Source organism: Priestia sp. FSL H7-0729, from assembly GCF_038005685.1.
In the GTDB taxonomy this organism is placed as follows: domain Bacteria; phylum Bacillota; class Bacilli; order Paenibacillales; family Paenibacillaceae; genus Paenibacillus.
The window spans coordinates 210956-226944 of the sequence record NZ_JBBOTQ010000007.1 but is presented as its reverse complement, the minus strand read 5'-3'; the positions used below and the strand labels follow the sequence as shown (position 1 = coordinate 226944).

The window sequence follows — 15989 nt, the reverse complement described above, 5'->3', positions numbered from 1 at the left end:
CTCTGGCACCTGCCTTTTCTTATATGTAGAGCACTCAACCATGTTCAAACAAATTAAATTCCAACCAGTATATATCTGCTAAATATTTCCTGTCAATTAAAAAACGTTCAATTCCCATTGAATGCGGAACTGAACGTTTCTTAATCTGATCTTATATCTTTTTCACGAATTCGGACTTCAGCTTCATCGCACCCAAGCTGTCGATCTTGCAATCAATATCATGATCCCCATCAATCAGGCGGATATTCTTCACCTTCGTGCCCTGTTTGACCACAAGCGAACTACCTTTTACCTTCAGATCTTTAATGACCGTAACGGTATCGCCATCATTTAGTACATTTCCGTTGGCATCACGGATTACTTTGGTATCCTCTGCGTTATCATTGTCTGCTTCCAAAGACCATTCATGCGCACACTCCGGGCATACCAGCAGATTACCATCTTCGTACGTGTACTCTGAATTACATTTCGGACAGTTAGGCAAATTAGACATATGTATTAAACTCTCCATTCTACGATTGGCTATCCAGCAAGTATACGGGATTTCGGCGATATGTTCCATAAGGTTGATCACTGCATGAATAGATTTAAACCAAATTTAAGGTTCATGCATCCCTCACTTTAAGGGTAAAAACTTATGATGTAACTGTTCATTGACACACACTACACCAACACTACTTTTAAGTCTCTATGAACTGATCATATATTTAATACCAAAGGAGTCCCTACTCATGTCCTCATATGTTTTCCCTGTGCAAACGGCTTTTTTCATCTTTGTTGTTGCGGCCATGTTCTTGCTGGTGCCGTGGTTGATCTATGGTTATCGCAAAGACGGCTTCTTTAGCTGGTCGCGGTTTGGCGTCAGCTTCTCCTTTATCTTTTATATTCTGGCTGCCTATTGCCTCGTCATTCTCCCGTTTCCAACGACGCGAGATACCTGTGCGCAGCAAGCCGCTGACACGATCTACTACAATCTGATTCCATTCACTTTTGTCAAAGATATCATGAAGGAAACACCCATTGTATGGTCTCAGCCTTCCAGCTATCTCAGCATGATTCAGGGCAGAGCCTTCCTGCAAGTTCTATTTAACATCCTGCTTCTCATGCCGCTGGGTGTATATATCCGTTATTTTTTTCAAAAGAGATCGTTCTGGAAGTACGCCTTGCTTGGTGGATTCGGGCTTTCCTTATTCTTCGAGATTACCCAGATCACCGGATTCTACGGGTATTATAATTGTCCTTATCGCCTCTTCGATGTAGATGATCTGTTGTTGAATACTTCAGGAGCGGTCATTGGATTCTTCACAGCTCCCATCCTGCTCGCCTTATTCCCATCACGTGAGAGCATTCAGGCGAAGAGCGAACAGATCGTGGAGCAAAACCGAGTGTATGCTATGCCTCAATTGCTCGCGATAATTATCGATGGAGTCGTTGTTTTCTTCCTTTCGATTCTGATTTCGATCTTCACAGCATCTGATGTGGTCAGTGATGCACTAAATACATCCATTGCTATGGTCATTGTGTTGTTCTTCATCCCTTGGGTACGAAATGGGGTAACTCCCGGTTCAATGATCTTGCGATTCCGCTATGTGGATCGTCAGACCGGTACACCCACCAGTGAATCGTTATTCAAAAGATTTGCCGCACTTTACACGCCTTGGTTCGTGATTACAATCATCGGCTGGGTCAATGATTATGCCTTCACCAGTAATGAGGATGTTATGCTTCGGCCTTATCAAATATTGCTTTCCCTAGGAACAGTCGGTGTCTATATGTTGGTCTATGCCGTGCTCTTTATTCATATTTTGATCGTGCTCTTCTCCCGTGGAAAACGTTCCTTCTACTTCGATGAGGTGTCCCGCACACGTGCCTCTCGTAAATAATATTGGAGGATAACAAGGTATAATGTACCTCTAATTCGTGCTTACGTTCTGCTTACTTCGTTAGTCAGATTACAAAAAGAGGACGTTCATTCTGAGAATGAACGTCCTCTTTTGATTAGGCGCATAGCAGATATTCAGAGTATTCAGACACAACAATCAACCTGAATTATAACCCTAACAGCTCTCGCTTAGCTGCATCCGGATCATGTACAACCTCAATCTCATGGTTGAAGATTAGTGTGGCACGATCCTGCTCGTATTCAGGCCAGTTCACACCTGCAACTTCAGGTTTGCCGTTCTTGGCAAAGGAAATCCAGGCATCCTGTACCTTGAGGGCAAGTTCCGCCGCAGCCTCGTCAGGCTCCGCATTCATGAATTTGAGGACATGCAGCGTATTAAATACAAAGAACATTTCGATGCTGTGAATCGCTCTTTGTAACAGAGGATGTTCCGGCATCACCCAATCAAATCGATACATCCACACCGGAGCATATTTTTGCTGTGCCGCAGCATATTGTAGCGCTGACCGCCAGAAGAACATATCAGTCATCACTTGGGCTTGTCCATCTGCCGTTTTTGGATAACTATCCGCGATGGCTACCCGGTTCTCCAGATCTGGCGTCATAAAGTCTACGCCCTGAACCATATCGATTTCTTTTGAAAAAGGTACATGTGGCTGGATGAACAGTGCACCCTCGTGCAATGTCGTACCGATCAGCACCGGAATGTCCTGTGCCGAGCCTTCGCTCACTGCCTCAAGTGGCATCTGTGGTAGTGTCTGCCCATCCAATACAGGTTGGAACAATAATGCCATACCTGCCCCGCTCTGCTGTTTGACCGTTTCACCGGCTGCAATAATCTGCTCTACAGGAATTGTATTTAGCTTCTGCAGGTTGTCCTGGTCCACCCCAAGAATCTTTAACATCCCTTCCCGCAACGCTGAAGCTTGCTCTGCCGGCATGAACTGGGATGCACCACTCTCCATAATGGCACGTTGGAACAGTCCTTTGGCCGCTGGCATCGCCATCAGTGCTGCAATGCTCATACTTCCCGCTGATTCGCCGAACACCGTAACTTGATCCGGGTTACCACCAAAAGCAGAGATATTATCCTTCACCCACTGTAAAGCCGCAACCTGATCGAGCAGACCTGCATTGGATACATATGAATCACCGAATGGAGCCATATGTAGGAAACCCAAAGGTCCCAGTCGGTAGTTGATCGTCACAACGATGACGTCCCCCCGAACCGCTAACTGTGTACCATCATACATGGGCTGGCTGCCCGAACCGGTTACGAAGGAGCCGCCGTGAATCCACACCATAACCGGCAGTAGCGCTGTTTCCTTTTCCTTAGGCGCCCAGATGTTTAGATATAGACTATCTTCTGACTCATTGGGCAGTTCTGTCAGGCCTTCAGGTTGATGATTCCGAGGTTGTATATTCTCAGGCCCAAATTGCGTAGCCTGTCTGATTCCATCCCATGACTCGGGTTGTACCGGAGCCTTGAACCGCAACTCACCTACCGGGGGTTTCGCATATGGAATACCTTTCCATACGCTTGCACCGTGCAAAAGCTCGCCTTGAACAGTACCATATTTCGTTTGAACCTGAAGTTCTCTCATGCCACTTCTACTTCCTCTCCATATATAGGTTGAATGAACGAGTACGTGCATATCATGTGTACTTATTTGAGTATAGTTTGTAGGCATACCCATTTACAACTTTACCCAATCCTAGCCTCTCCGGCTACGTTTCACGTGGAACTTTATGGGGTGGATGACGATTCATCCATCCCTTCTATGATTTGATATACATGGAAAGATGAACACAAAAGGATCACTCTTAGAGCCTTGTCATTAAGTTGGTGCTTATCTCAATGACATGGTTCCTTAGAGTGACCCTTCCCTTTGATTCCCCAACCAATAACTACCGTTCTACTTGGTAACGCACCGTAAACTCAGCACCCTCGATCCATTCACCCGCGACAAAGTCCCGTCCCTTAACAACCACCCGATCCTTATAAATCTCCACATGAAGCCCTTCACTGCCTTCCAAATGTTCATCCTGATCCGTCCAGAGATAACCTACAGACGACGCATTGAACATGGTTGGCATGTGGCCTGCACCATCGTACATCGTATGCTGTGCTTCCAGTTGCCAATGGGCATGACCGGAGAAGAGAATCACTTGCGGGTAATTGGCCAGAACGGCCTTGAGTTCAGCATCCTGATTCACACCATACCAGCCTTGCTCTTTCATTGATCCTGCTACCGTATCCATCAGCGGCTGATGCAAGAACAGGAAGATGGGATGATCTGGCGCTGCACGCTCAGACAATTTTGCATCCAGCCACTCCAATTGTTCGGCCGACATCTCACAATCCTTCGGATGAGGTTGCTCGGTGCCCAGGAATATATAATGATACCCATCGATCCAATGATCGTGGTAAGAGCCCCTCATGCCTGTTGTCCCTTCAAAATCACTTAATCGACGCTGCCATAACCCTGCGACTGTAATGGGGTCCACTTCTGAAGAGATCGGTCCCCCATCCTGGCCATCCTGCTCAGAAGGTGCAGCAGGCAATGTATAGGTCCCGCCGGATAGTTGCTCAATCAGTGCAGCTGATTCAGCAGCAGTTTGTTTTGTGGCCCGTTCCATATCTGCCTCTTGCTCCAACAGGTCAGCTACTTCGTCCTCTCTCATCTCAAGCAAAACAATCGGGGGATCTTGCCACACCACGGCTCCAATATCATGATTACCTACCGTGTACCGGATGTCCGGCAAGCTCTCTGCATGTTGCTTCCATATCCGTTGCAACTCACGATATTCGCTCGGAAGCCCCCGATCCGTCACATCACCCACATGCATAATCCCGCTGCTTCCCTGACTGAATGTAGCTATGTCGGCGAATGCTTGGTCCAGATGCCGGTTATGAATATGGTCTGCCTCATCTCGCACATGTGTGTCCGTAATGACCTGGAAGCTGGCAATAGGTTGCTCCAGTGTATGTTCATTTTTCATCAAGAATCACTCCATTTCAGTCCAATAATGCCAATCAGAATAAAACCAATCCATACCATCGACGTGAGCCGCAGACGTTCACCAAAAAAGTAATGTCCTACGACGCCAATAAGCGTAATGCCCACGCCAGACCAGATCGCATAGGCCACAGCCAGCGGCATATACTTCACTGCAAAATTAAGAAAAGTAAAACTTGCGCCATAACAGACAAACATCAACACCGAAGGCCATAACCGCGAGAATCCATCCGATACTTTTAGCAAAATGGTAGCACTAAGCTCCAGCCCGATGGCTAGCGCCAACAGGACCCAGCCTAAATAGGCATGACTATTCGTCATCGATTCAGCCCACCATTCAGCAATTCATGGAAGGATTGAATCGTTCTATCCGCCAAGCGGATCCCTCCCGGTTCTCCAATGCCAATCCTGTACCCCGCACCAGCGGTTCGTGCCATCTCCATGTCTCCGTCCGTATCTCCAATAACCACCGTATGCTGTACAGGTATTCCCAACCGTTCACAGGCAAGCAGAAGCATATCGGGGAATGGTTTGCCTCGCTCTACCAGATCTGTACCAATCACCACGTCAAAATAGGAATCCAACCCCATCCACTGCAAATGTTTAATCGCACTGGGTGTATCGTCCGCTGTTACGACACCCATAACCATGCCTTCGCTGCGGCACTGTTCAAGGAATTCTTGAACTCCCGGTAACGGACGTGCAGGACGATGATTCTCCATCTCTTCCTCTGCATGCGCCAAACACTCCCGAACCATCATCTTGGCTTCAGCCCAGCTGAGACCCGCACGATATCCATGCCAAGTCAGCACGGCATACACTTCATCCATGGTTCCCATCGCAAGCGGCCCGCGCACGTCATACCCATTCATTTGGCCTTGGTCATCGTGGAATGTACCCCAGATCTGCGGAAGTTCCTCTGTATTGATACGCAGTCCCAGGGTAGCTAGCTGGTCTCTGAAGCCACCCAACACACAATCGGTCCAAAACCCCCACATGCGCGTAAAATCAAGTAATGTTCCATCCTTGTCGAACAATACAGCTTCAATCGGAATTGTTAATCCGTCCACATATATCTCTTCTTGCATTGGTTAAACTCCTTGTCTGCGATATGGTATGAACGGAAAGGACGGTACAGCATGTACCGCCCTTTTCGCATGAGTTACTTATAGCAATACTCGCGCTTGTTATTCGAACTGCTTCTCGACCGAAGCACGCGGAAACCGTTCATCGATATCATTATTTCGTTACACGATCCAGTTCTTTCTGTGCTTTCTCTTTCGCTTCCTTCAGCGCTTGTTCGGCTGGCATATTATTGATCTGCACTTTATCAGCTGCATCTTTCAATGCATCATTGATTTTGCCACCCGTTGGATCCTGGAATGGAGCCGAAGCGTGAGCTGCTTGTTGCAGTGGTACGGTGATCTGTGGATTTTCCTCACTGAATTTCATGAACTCTGGATCTTGTTGTGCCGATTGACGCACTGCAATATATCCGGTATTCATAGACCATGAAGCTGTGTTGGACGTCTCAGAGAAATACGTAAACCATTTATAAGCAGCTTGTTGTTGCTCTGGACTCGCTGCTGCCGGAATACCTGCCAAAATGGCATTCGCTACCGGTTTACCTTCACCAATGCCTTCCCAACCTGGTTGTTGCATCGCAGCGACTACGCTGAAGTCCAAGTCACCTTGGTCACCACTAGATCCGGTGTAACCTGCTGCTTTGTTTTTCATCACATTATCAATTGTTTTGTACCAATATTCCCAACCTTGACCACCATACTCGATACCCATGATTTTGTCTTCGTTAATCCATTTACGGAACAGGTCCCATGTCTCGATCCACTCTGGGGAGTCAATCATAACTGTTTTGCCATCGTCGCTAAGAATCTGACCACCCTTACCCAATACGGCATCAATCATGTTGTCTTTACCCCACATCGGTTGCCAGCCAGAGAACGTTGTCTTGCCATTCTCTTGCTTGCTCATCTTCGCTGCTGCTTCAGCCAACGCTTCCCATGTCGTCAGACTCGCTGGATCGATTCCGTTCTCTTTTAACGTATCCATGCGGTAATACATGATTTGGGTTGTACCATACATAGGTAGGAAGTATTGCTTACCATCCACTTCCCCCTGGTTCAGGAACGTTTGAATGAAATCGTCTTTCTTAAAATTCGGGTCTGCCGCAATCATCTCATCCATCGGTGCATAGTATCCTTTGCGCGCCCAGTCTATGTTAGCACTCAGTACAGCGGCCGGAACCTTTTTGGAAGCAATCGCTGCTTGCAGCTTCTGTTCGGTCTCCGTGTAATCAGCTTGTACAATTCCTTTCACAACAACTTCGTTCTGGGAGGCGTTGAACGCATCAATCGTTTTTTTCATGTTATCACCCAGATTACCACCCAGACCATACCAGAACTCAATCTCCACCGGATCTTTCGCCTGAGCTTCGGTTCCACTGGCAGCAGCCGTCGTGCTTGATTCTGCAGGTGCTTGTGTCCCACAAGCTGTCAGTAACGCAAAGCTAGTTGCGAGTACCAGCGACATGCCACCCTTCCAGTTCAACCTCAATCTCTTTTTCCATGTCATGCTTGCCTGACTCCAATTCATTGTCGTTCCTCCCGTTTTAGGTGAATGTTAGTGCATATCAGTTCTTGTTCACACCAGCCGTAATATTAACGCTCTGCATGATGGTCTTCTGGGTGAACAGGAAGAGAATAAGTAGGGGTGCGATGGTGAAGGCACTCGCAGCCATAATCTGTGGCCAAGCCAATCCATATGCCCCGCCTTCTACAAAGAAGCTGCGCAGACCAGCCGATACCAGCTGCAGGTCAGGATCTTTGGTGATGAGCATAGGCCAGAAATAGTTGTTGTACTGTTCAATAAATGTAATCAATACCATCACGGCGAAGCTTGAGCGAACAAGCGGCGATATAATCGTCCAGAGAATCCGGAAGTGGGATGCGCCGTCCAGCTGTCCGGCTTCCACCAATTCATGAGATACCTGCATGAACGCCTGCCGGATCAGGAAGATCGAGAACACGCTGACACAGTTGGATACAATCAAGCCTGTGTAGGAATCCAGCAAGTTGAGCTCACTAAGCACCAGGTAACTAGGCAGATATACGGCTGTACTCGGTATCATATAACCCACCAGAATCAGGGATGTCAGTACACCTTTGAGACGGAATTTCATATGTGTCAGAGCGTACGCCATCATACTGGAGTTGACGATCTGAAATAGACAGATGGCTAAGGCTACCCCGGTACTGTTCAGGATGTAACGGGCAAAGGGTGCCGCATTCCAGGCGTCTACATAGTTGCTCCACAGGAACGTCTCCGGCCAGAAGGTCGGCGGGAACTGCCAGATCTCATCATTGGTTTTGAATCCGCTAATGACCATCCAATAGAAGGGAAAGGCTGTACCCAGCGCGATAATGGCTAACAGAAGGTAGCGGATCAATTTAGTTATTTTAAAATTCGGTTGTGACACGTTCTGCAACTCCTTGCGCTTCATCCGTTTAGACTTTTTGGTAGGCAATGTCATTGTCATTAGTAGTGCACCAGACGTCTGCCAAGCAGGAAGGATACACCCGACAGCAATACGCAGATCAGAATAATCACAACAGCGATGGACGAAGCCTCACCCACATTAAAAGATTCGAATGCAGACTGGTAATACATGTACAGTAACGTTCTCGTTGATCCCGCCGGTCCGCCCTGCGTCATGACATTGATCTGGTCATAGGCTTGCAGGGACTGGATCGTAAGAATAATCGAGAGAAAGAATGTTGTTGGTGAGATTAACGGCAATGTGATACTTCTGAACTTGTCCCAACTGTTTGCCCCATCGATCGAAGCTGCTTCAAGCAGATCAGACGGTAGGTTTCGTAGTGCAACCAGATAAAATACCATTGCCCACCCAATCGACTTCCAGAGGGTGACGATCAGAACGGCAACCAGTGCCCAGTCGGCATCACGCAACCAGCCAATCGGAGATACACCAGCCCAACCCAGCATAAGATTAGCGAGTCCCACTTCAGGCTCGAAGATCCAGGACCATGCAATGGACACCGCAACTGTCGGGGTAACCCATGGTGAGAAGAGTAATGTTCGGAAGATGCCGGATGATTTGATCTTGCTATTCATGAGCATCGCAAGCGCCAATCCGCCTACAATGGTTGGAATTACACTCCCCAGTCCGAATAACAAAGTGACTTTCAGTGATCGATAGAATTCAGAGTTTGTCAGCAGATAACTGTAATTGTCCAACCCAACGAACAGCTTGTCCGGGCTCATGAAGTCCCAATCGGTGAAACTGAGATACACGATATATCCCAGAGGTCCCAGCCAGAAGATCAGCAACGGGATTAGAGCTGGCAGCGTGAATAGAACCGCCTCAGACTCCCTCCATAGTTTTAAACGCAAATCCCCCACTCCTTACTGTTCAATTTTTCTTTAACGATTGGGAATTTTTGAGTATAATCAGCTTTATATTTCTTCTGTACAAAATTGATTGTACACTCGTATTGAAAATTCTAATTCCGGCTTATGTTAAAATTGGAGCAAGTCATGTAAAATATGAGGCAGCTAGTGGGAACGCTATCATAAACCAGAGGTGACATTGTGGGAAAAGAAACTGCCGGGAACCCGAATCATTCTTCGTTACCTGATCGGCATGCGCTGAGGGAGAGAGTCATCGAGGCCATCGCCAATACGATGGATCTGTATGGAGTTAATCATACGTTTGGCAAATTATACGGCATTATGTATTTCGAAGATCGACCGATGACACTTGAAGAGATGAAGACCTCGATGAATATGAGCAAGAGCAACATGAGCTATGCGGTTCGTTCGCTTACGGAGTCACAGATGATCTATAAACTCGAAGAAAAGAAGGACCGTCAGGATCAGTATCTCGCTGAGACCGACTTTTACCGTACATTTCAGAATTTCTTCGGTTCGAAGCTGCAGCGAGAAGTGGATGTGATGTTGGAAGGCATTCGTGAGGTTATTCCTGACCTGTCCGCAATGATTCTGTCGGAGCATACCTCTTCCGAAGATCGGGATGATGCCTTGCGTGATCTGCACAAACTCCAACATGCAGAGCAATATTACGTCTGGTTACAAGGATTCGTGGATCAGTTGCGGGACGGTAAGTTTTACGAGAATGCTGCTCACTCACCCAACAAAGATTAGTTCACTGCGCTGTGCTATCCTTGCACAAAGTATCTAGTGGCTGGTACAAGCGCTAACGAATCTCACAGGTCTTATATGGCGGAAATAATTGCGAAACCGATTTTAACGAACCTGTGAGAAGCTATTAACGCAAAAAAGAGCTGTCCCAAGCCACTGTATGGCTTTTGGAACAGCTCTTAATTCTGTCTATTCGATTCCCCTGCTATCCTTTTAGCGTGTCTATCTGTGAACGTAATTACTTTTGAGCGGCAGCTTCAATATCTGCATATGCCCAGTGTGTTGCTGGTACATCGCTGAACGTTGGCACAACTGCGCCAGTGAGTGGGGTGCGGTTGAACAATACGTTCAACACTTTCACTGCTTCTGCACGCGTCAGCTTGCTATCCGGTCTGAATGTACCATCGTTGTATCCGACCATCAGGCCAGCATTTTGCACGTATGCAATCGCATCGGTTGCCCACAGGTCTGCGGATACATCTGAGAAGGAAACTTCTGTGCCATTCACGATTGTAGTAGTAGATTGTTGCTGCATCCAACGATAAGCAATCGTCGCCATCTGTGCACGGGTAATCGAGCCTTCCGGTGCAAATTGGGTGTTGCTCATACCGTTCATGATACCGGCGGATTGCGCTTTTTGAATCTCGCTGGTTGCCCAGTGTGTCGCAGAGACATCCTTGTAGCTCACACGAGTAGTCGAACCTGCTGCTGCATCAGTTGGAAGATTGCGAGCCAGCATGGCTGCCATTTGTGCACGTGTTACGAATGCATCTGGGCGGAAATCTGCACCAAAACCTTGAATGTACGGTTGGTTTTTACCTTGTGAAGTTTTCAGCCCATCCACCACAACGAGGGTGAATGTACTGAATTTCGTTACGGTAAACTCAATGCCTTCGCTGTTATCCGCGAGTTGCACCAGTTTGCCTTGAACCAATTCTTTTGTGCCGTCACTGTGTTCGATGTAGATCGCCAGGTTGTCCAATGCTTGCTGACGAGCAGCCGCATCCGTCGGCAGACTATCACGCAGTGGCAACGTCAACGTCACTTCGCGGCTCTGCATATTCGTGTCGATTTCAACCGGGCGAGCCAGTACACGCACATTCGCATTCGGAGCCACTTGTTGAATCAACTGCTCTTTCTTCGCACGCTCTTCGACTTCTTTTCGCTCCGATTCTTTTTTCAACGGAACCACACGGAAGTACAAGTCTTGATCGAATCCGGCGATGGAATTCGTCGGCACGGAAATCACTACATTTTCAGTGGAAATTTCGAGTTTCAGCGAACCATCATTCAATTCTTTCACGGCTGCCTTAGGCAGTTCAATACGTGTCTCGGACACGGAATCTTTGGTGTCTGGAATGACAATGCGTGCAGTGTTCATGTTCAATTGCTTTGCTTTTTCCACCGATTCCTTGGCAATCGCTTCGGTCATTTTCACCAAATCTTTAATGATGCCATTCGTTTCGGTTGTACGGGTGATCGGTGTCTTGGTCAGGTTGGTACCGTTCGCTCCGTTAACGTCAACCACGATCTGTTCTTGTTTCGTAGTTGGTGAAGGTGTAGATGTTACTGGTGCAGACGTAGATGATCCGCCACCTGTGTTTCCACCCGGGTTAGGGGTTGGAGTATTTCCATTGTCTGTGCTGCTATCACCGTTCTGTGTAAAGACAATCTTCACGGCGCGTCCTGGCAGTTCATCACTGATTGCTTTGTAACGAACCCATACCGTTTTGTTACCGCTAAGGTCCAGCTTCTGAATAGAGGCAACATCAATCCAGTGCAACTTATTGTCAAAGGAAATCTCCATCGTGTCGTCCAAGCCCGTTATAATATTGGTGATATCATTGCCCTTCACATTAGGAGCCGTGAAGAATCGGTTAAATACATATTGTAGATTTTCAACAGTCTCGTAGCTGTCTTGTTCATTGAGCACCCATTCAGCGAGTTCCTTTTGTCCTTCAGGACTGAGCTCTGCTCTTTTGGATAAATCAAGGGCACCTGTACGATCAAACTTGTATTTATTGAAGAATGCTTCACCTGTAATGTAATCATTCATAGCTGAATCAAGCCATTGATCCATTCGATCAACCTTGGTAGCCTTGTCGATAGACTGGTATGGCGTAGTCAAGAGCCCCAGCACAACCATAGGTTCCACGATATTTCCTTGGAAATCCCCCTCTAACTTCTCGAAGGCTATTGAATACAAGTATCTGTAAGCAAACACACTTTTGTCTACTTTGTTGGTCCGTTTCAAATACTCTTGACCAATGCCTCGAAATCCTTCGCTTTGTTGATCATTAAAGGACACTGGCAAATCCGCTAACTTCTGGGCAAGTGTATCCAGCTTGTTTTTAAGAGTAATAAGTTCCTTTTGCTCCCAAACCGATTGTGCCAGGACACCCAGTTCAATCATGTATTGAACCTGTTCTTTATTTTTGTAATCTTTATTTACATATTGAATCAGGAACCCTGCAATGAAATTTTTGACCTGCGAGCTTAGAGCGCCGTAGCCATCCGGCAGAGTAATCCCCAAATCAGGATCTTCCATTGCTACACGCATAGCTGCTACATCAAAGTTTCTCTTTGCCGTATTTAAGACAGTCAATGGATCAGCATCATTATCATCAGGGAAAAATTTATTAAATGCAGTCTGAATGGCTTCAAAACTTGCATATCCACCAAGTGGTCTCTCGCTAAGCATATGGTCTGCCAATTGTTCTTGCTCTTCGGAAGTGAGATTATCCAATTTGCTAACATCCAAAGGGAATTTCCCAAGTGGAATCTCCACGTCTTCATCGGAGTTGTATGTCTCAATATCTCCCTGAATTTCTATCATATTTATTAACTTTTTCAACATGTCTTCTGATGTTTCTACCTTGTTAATAAAAGGTGTTTCATCCAGTGCTGATTGCGTATAATTCAGTATCTCCGCGATATCAAGATTTTTTGTGAGTTTACGCTCATATCTAAAAGCTGCCATACGTCTTTCAACTTCGGAGGAATTTAGATAATAGTGAATATGTTCATAGTATTCGTCATCTGCTTCTATATCATTGAATTGTAGCTGTAGTCGCTCTGCTTGTTTATTAAAAAATGCATCAAGGACTTCTCTGGAGTCAAGTCCACCAATTTCTCGAGGAAGATTCCGAGCTTGCAAGGCTAATTGCACTACATATTGGACTTGTTCCTTACTCTCATATCTACTAGATGCTGGTGGGCTTGACTCCTTTAACATATACTTTGCAATGTCAGATTGTTCATCCTCAGATAATAATTCAAAATCCGGATTAGTAATGAATTTTTTGTTACTAAGCAGCTCTATTACTTCTGGGATGAAGTCGGTAATTGGATCCTGATCTTTTTTCTCTTTGATATCGTTAAATTGCTCCAACAAGGCTGAACTATTGGGTTCGAAAAAAGCATCAAACGCAGTTTGAACCTGGGATACCGTTTCATAACCGTTTTGCGGCTTATGATCAATCATCCATTGAGCAAGTTCGGATTTTTTGGTTGTATCGTTCTGGATGGTCGACATCTTTTCCATATCAAAAACAAAAGGCTGGATGTTAGGGTTTGGATTAAAAATGACATTCATTTGAATGAAATCATACATACCATAAAGATTATCCAATGATGCTTCCATGCTGGAAAGGTCAAGTGCTCGATTCAGTTCTTTATATTCGGATTCGGATATCTTAGTAACCATAAATTCCAACTGACTATTAAAATGCGTAGGATCGCTAGAATTCATGAAAATAATATTAAAGAACATAAGATTACTCGTAAACATTGATAAGTCTGCGCCCATTAAACTCATATAATCATTGCCAGCTTGTGTCCAATCAGATTTTCCAATATTAGGAAAATAAGTGGACCATTCTGCCAGCAGGCTATAAACCAGAGTGATGTTGTACTGCAATACGCTCGACTCAGTCTGCTTAGGAAGTGTGATAAGATGGTAAACCAAATTAAATACGTAATTGGCCTGATTGTTGTTCTCATAGGGAAACTCCAGTGGAAGCAGCAAGACCATGCCTCTGGCAATTTCATATTTTTGATTATCGTTCAATGCTTCATAATCTTCAGGTAGCGTGATTAAATCTTGTTGTTCAAGTAAATTTTGAACATGAGTCACCGTCGTACTCTCATCCGACTCAACATACATCTCTCTCTCCATATTAAGTTGGTCCAACGGAGTAACCGGGTCAGCACTTGCAACCCCACCCACGCTAACCACCTGTAATAACAAAACCGCAATTAAAAGGCAGCTTATCAGCTTTCTGTAATTCATGTACTTGATCCTCCCTGTCTCATGTTTTTTTACATATAAATTCAATCCCTCTGATACGTAAGGCCTATTGTATTGCACTGCAATAAACAGAATCTAAACAGAAAATGAGAATAAAAGGTAAAAGATCCACCCTGTAGTACAAAAATAGGGTGGATCTCAACTTTTTTCGTCATTATTCATCATTTTATTTTCGAAAAAGTATTCTTTTAGACCTATATAACTCAGGCTCTTAAATTAAGGTGTACCCGCCATCCACATACAATGTGCTGCCAGTCGTGAATGTATTGATCATCAGATACGTAACTGTATGTGCAATTTCTTCGTTGTAGCTACCCACTTGTGTAAGCCTTACCATTCCTCTATAATTTCGTTCAGATGCACAATATGGATATCGGGCGGAATTCTCATCAGAGAAGAAGTACATTTTGCATGATGAGATGGAAGGGGTGGAACTTCATTGTTACAGCTTTCGGAGAAACAGGCACAGGATATCGTAGATAAAATGATGCAGGACATTCCATACAACATCAACATCATGAATGAGCAAGGCATTATTATTGGAAGTGGTCAGAAGGAGCGTGTGGGCACCGTTCATCAGGGCGCTGTCCGCGCATTGACGACAGGCAGCAGAATTGAAGTCTGGCAGGATGGCATGCTTGAGAAAATGGGAACCAATGAACCGATTCTAATCAATCAGCAGCATGTCGGAGTCATTGGCATATCCGGTCATCCGGATGAAGTTCGGCCTTTCTGCAACATCGTGCGTACTACCGTATCTCTCCTGATCGAACAGCGTAATCAATTGGAAAGTATGGCCCACGAAGCTTCACGTAAAAGAGCCTTTATCGAACGACTGTTGAACCAATCCGGTTCCTACTCACAAAAGGTCAAAAAGGAAGCCCTGCAATACCGTATTGACCTGCAATTGCCAACCGTTCTTCTATATATCCGTTTCCCCAGGAAATCCATGGCTACTGACACTGAGGCCAACCGAATATTGCACCAAGTTCCTTCATTCGCTATGGAAGGGGATGGCCACACACAGCTTATCCTGATCCAGAACGAAGCAGACGTTGATCCGCTGATTCGGCGTTTGAGTCAGATTTCACCTGAAGCATTTATCGCCGTTAGTCCAAAAGAAGCGAATATTGCCACCGGATATGAACAGGCCCGGTCTGTGATGAACATCCTGCAGGCACTTCAACCAGACTCACCGATCCTTCGGTATGAGGATGTGCCCTTTCTGGTACGATTCAGCGCAGCTGATCTAACCTCTCACGCCAATATCATCAGCAAACTTGAGGATACAGCCGATCTGATGGATACGCTCCGTAGTTTTATCCACCATAACGGCAGTATGAGCACAACAGCGGACCATCTCAATATTCACCGCAATACCCTTCAATATCGACTCAAACGCATACAGACCCTGACGGGCAAAGACCCCCGTAATTTACTGGAACTCATTGAGCTCACCCACGGACTACTCTCGTTCTACCAATAACGTCAGAACAGCAAAAGACGAGACACAGATCGCCTGATTTCAGGCATATCCGTATCCCGTCTTTTTCACATC

At 45.9% G+C, this 15989-nt stretch carries 13 protein-coding genes; 3 read left to right on the top strand and 10 right to left on the bottom strand.

The window, feature by feature from the left end; translation table 11 throughout:
• Positions 1 to 151: 151 nt before the first annotated feature.
• Entirely contained in the window at positions 152 to 493 is a 342-nt protein-coding gene (locus MHH93_RS17695; protein WP_500055069.1) for a zinc ribbon domain-containing protein YjdM, read from the bottom strand.
• A 238-nt stretch (positions 494 to 731) separates the two neighbouring features.
• Between MHH93_RS17695 and MHH93_RS17690 the strand changes: the two genes are divergently transcribed.
• On the top strand, positions 732 to 1883 hold the full coding sequence (locus MHH93_RS17690; protein ID WP_500055068.1) for a VanZ family protein: 1152 nt from the start codon (positions 732 to 734) through the stop codon (positions 1881 to 1883).
• Positions 1884 to 2049: 166 nt separating this feature from the next.
• On the opposite strand, the gene MHH93_RS17685 is transcribed toward MHH93_RS17690, so the two are convergent.
• The 7 genes from MHH93_RS17685 to MHH93_RS17655 all read right to left on the bottom strand — a co-directional run bounded on the left by MHH93_RS17685 (position 2050) and on the right by MHH93_RS17655 (position 9354).
• On the bottom strand, positions 2050 to 3507 hold the full coding sequence (locus MHH93_RS17685; protein ID WP_500055067.1) for a carboxylesterase/lipase family protein: 1458 nt from the start codon (positions 3505 to 3507) through the stop codon (positions 2050 to 2052).
• A 304-nt stretch (positions 3508 to 3811) separates the two neighbouring features.
• Positions 3812 to 4906 carry a metallophosphoesterase family protein gene (locus MHH93_RS17680; RefSeq protein WP_500055066.1) on the bottom strand — a complete coding sequence of 365 codons (1095 nt, stop codon included), beginning with the start codon at positions 4904 to 4906 and terminating at the stop codon, positions 3812 to 3814.
• Positions 4906 to 5244: a DMT family transporter gene (locus MHH93_RS17675; protein ID WP_083684565.1), complete on the bottom strand. Its 339-nt coding sequence runs from the start codon at positions 5242 to 5244 to the stop codon at positions 4906 to 4908. Before MHH93_RS17675 ends, MHH93_RS17680 begins: the two co-directional genes overlap by 1 nt.
• Positions 5241 to 6011, bottom strand: coding sequence for an HAD family hydrolase (locus tag MHH93_RS17670; RefSeq protein ID WP_500055065.1), 771 nt, complete (start codon positions 6009 to 6011; stop codon positions 5241 to 5243). Before MHH93_RS17670 ends, MHH93_RS17675 begins: the two co-directional genes overlap by 4 nt.
• Before the next feature lie 151 nt (positions 6012 to 6162).
• Positions 6163 to 7536 carry an ABC transporter substrate-binding protein gene (locus tag MHH93_RS17665; RefSeq protein ID WP_500055064.1) on the bottom strand — a complete coding sequence of 458 codons (1374 nt, stop codon included), beginning with the start codon at positions 7534 to 7536 and terminating at the stop codon, positions 6163 to 6165.
• Positions 7537 to 7573: 37 nt separating this feature from the next.
• A complete protein-coding gene (locus MHH93_RS17660; RefSeq protein WP_500055063.1) occupies positions 7574 to 8419 on the bottom strand; it encodes a carbohydrate ABC transporter permease in 846 nt (281 codons plus the stop codon).
• A gap of 59 nt (positions 8420 to 8478) precedes the next feature.
• On the bottom strand, positions 8479 to 9354 hold the full coding sequence (locus MHH93_RS17655; protein ID WP_169482248.1) for a carbohydrate ABC transporter permease: 876 nt from the start codon (positions 9352 to 9354) through the stop codon (positions 8479 to 8481).
• 198 nt (positions 9355 to 9552) lie between these two features.
• Here MHH93_RS17655 and MHH93_RS17650 point away from each other — a divergent pair, with 198 nt between their 5' ends.
• Positions 9553 to 10125 carry a GbsR/MarR family transcriptional regulator gene (locus MHH93_RS17650; RefSeq protein WP_500055062.1) on the top strand — a complete coding sequence of 191 codons (573 nt, stop codon included), beginning with the start codon at positions 9553 to 9555 and terminating at the stop codon, positions 10123 to 10125.
• Between the two features lie 235 nt (positions 10126 to 10360).
• On the opposite strand, the gene MHH93_RS17645 is transcribed toward MHH93_RS17650, so the two are convergent.
• Positions 10361 to 14413, bottom strand: coding sequence for an S-layer homology domain-containing protein (locus MHH93_RS17645; RefSeq protein ID WP_500055061.1), 4053 nt, complete (start codon positions 14411 to 14413; stop codon positions 10361 to 10363).
• A gap of 229 nt (positions 14414 to 14642) precedes the next feature.
• The gene (locus tag MHH93_RS17640) at positions 14643 to 14768 is read right to left on the bottom strand and encodes a hypothetical protein (protein WP_500055060.1); all 126 of its coding nucleotides are present in this window, start codon (positions 14766 to 14768) and stop codon (positions 14643 to 14645) included.
• 102 nt (positions 14769 to 14870) lie between these two features.
• Between MHH93_RS17640 and MHH93_RS17635 the strand changes: the two genes are divergently transcribed.
• The gene (locus tag MHH93_RS17635) at positions 14871 to 15917 is read left to right on the top strand and encodes a CdaR family transcriptional regulator (protein WP_500055059.1); all 1047 of its coding nucleotides are present in this window, start codon (positions 14871 to 14873) and stop codon (positions 15915 to 15917) included.
• Positions 15918 to 15989: the final 72 nt, after the last annotated feature.

What these genes read in the sequence shown, in the direction of transcription:
- MHH93_RS17695 (WP_500055069.1), bottom strand. Translation starts at nt 493, where the DNA reads ATGTCTAATTTGCCTAACTGTCCGAAATGTAATTCAGAGTACACGTAC.
- MHH93_RS17670 (WP_500055065.1), bottom strand. Translation starts at nt 6,011, where the DNA reads ATGCAAGAAGAGATATATGTGGACGGATTAACAATTCCGATTGAAGCT.
- MHH93_RS17680 (WP_500055066.1), bottom strand. Translation starts at nt 4,906, where the DNA reads ATGAAAAATGAACATACACTGGAGCAACCTATTGCCAGCTTCCAGGTC.
- MHH93_RS17645 (WP_500055061.1), bottom strand. Translation starts at nt 14,413, where the DNA reads ATGAATTACAGAAAGCTGATAAGCTGCCTTTTAATTGCGGTTTTGTTA.
- MHH93_RS17675 (WP_083684565.1), bottom strand. Translation starts at nt 5,244, where the DNA reads ATGACGAATAGTCATGCCTATTTAGGCTGGGTCCTGTTGGCGCTAGCC.
- MHH93_RS17685 (WP_500055067.1), bottom strand. Translation starts at nt 3,507, where the DNA reads ATGAGAGAACTTCAGGTTCAAACGAAATATGGTACTGTTCAAGGCGAG.
- MHH93_RS17690 (WP_500055068.1), top strand. Translation starts at nt 732, where the DNA reads ATGTCCTCATATGTTTTCCCTGTGCAAACGGCTTTTTTCATCTTTGTT.
- MHH93_RS17665 (WP_500055064.1), bottom strand. Translation starts at nt 7,536, where the DNA reads ATGAATTGGAGTCAGGCAAGCATGACATGGAAAAAGAGATTGAGGTTG.
- MHH93_RS17640 (WP_500055060.1), bottom strand. Translation starts at nt 14,768, where the DNA reads ATGGTAAGGCTTACACAAGTGGGTAGCTACAACGAAGAAATTGCACAT.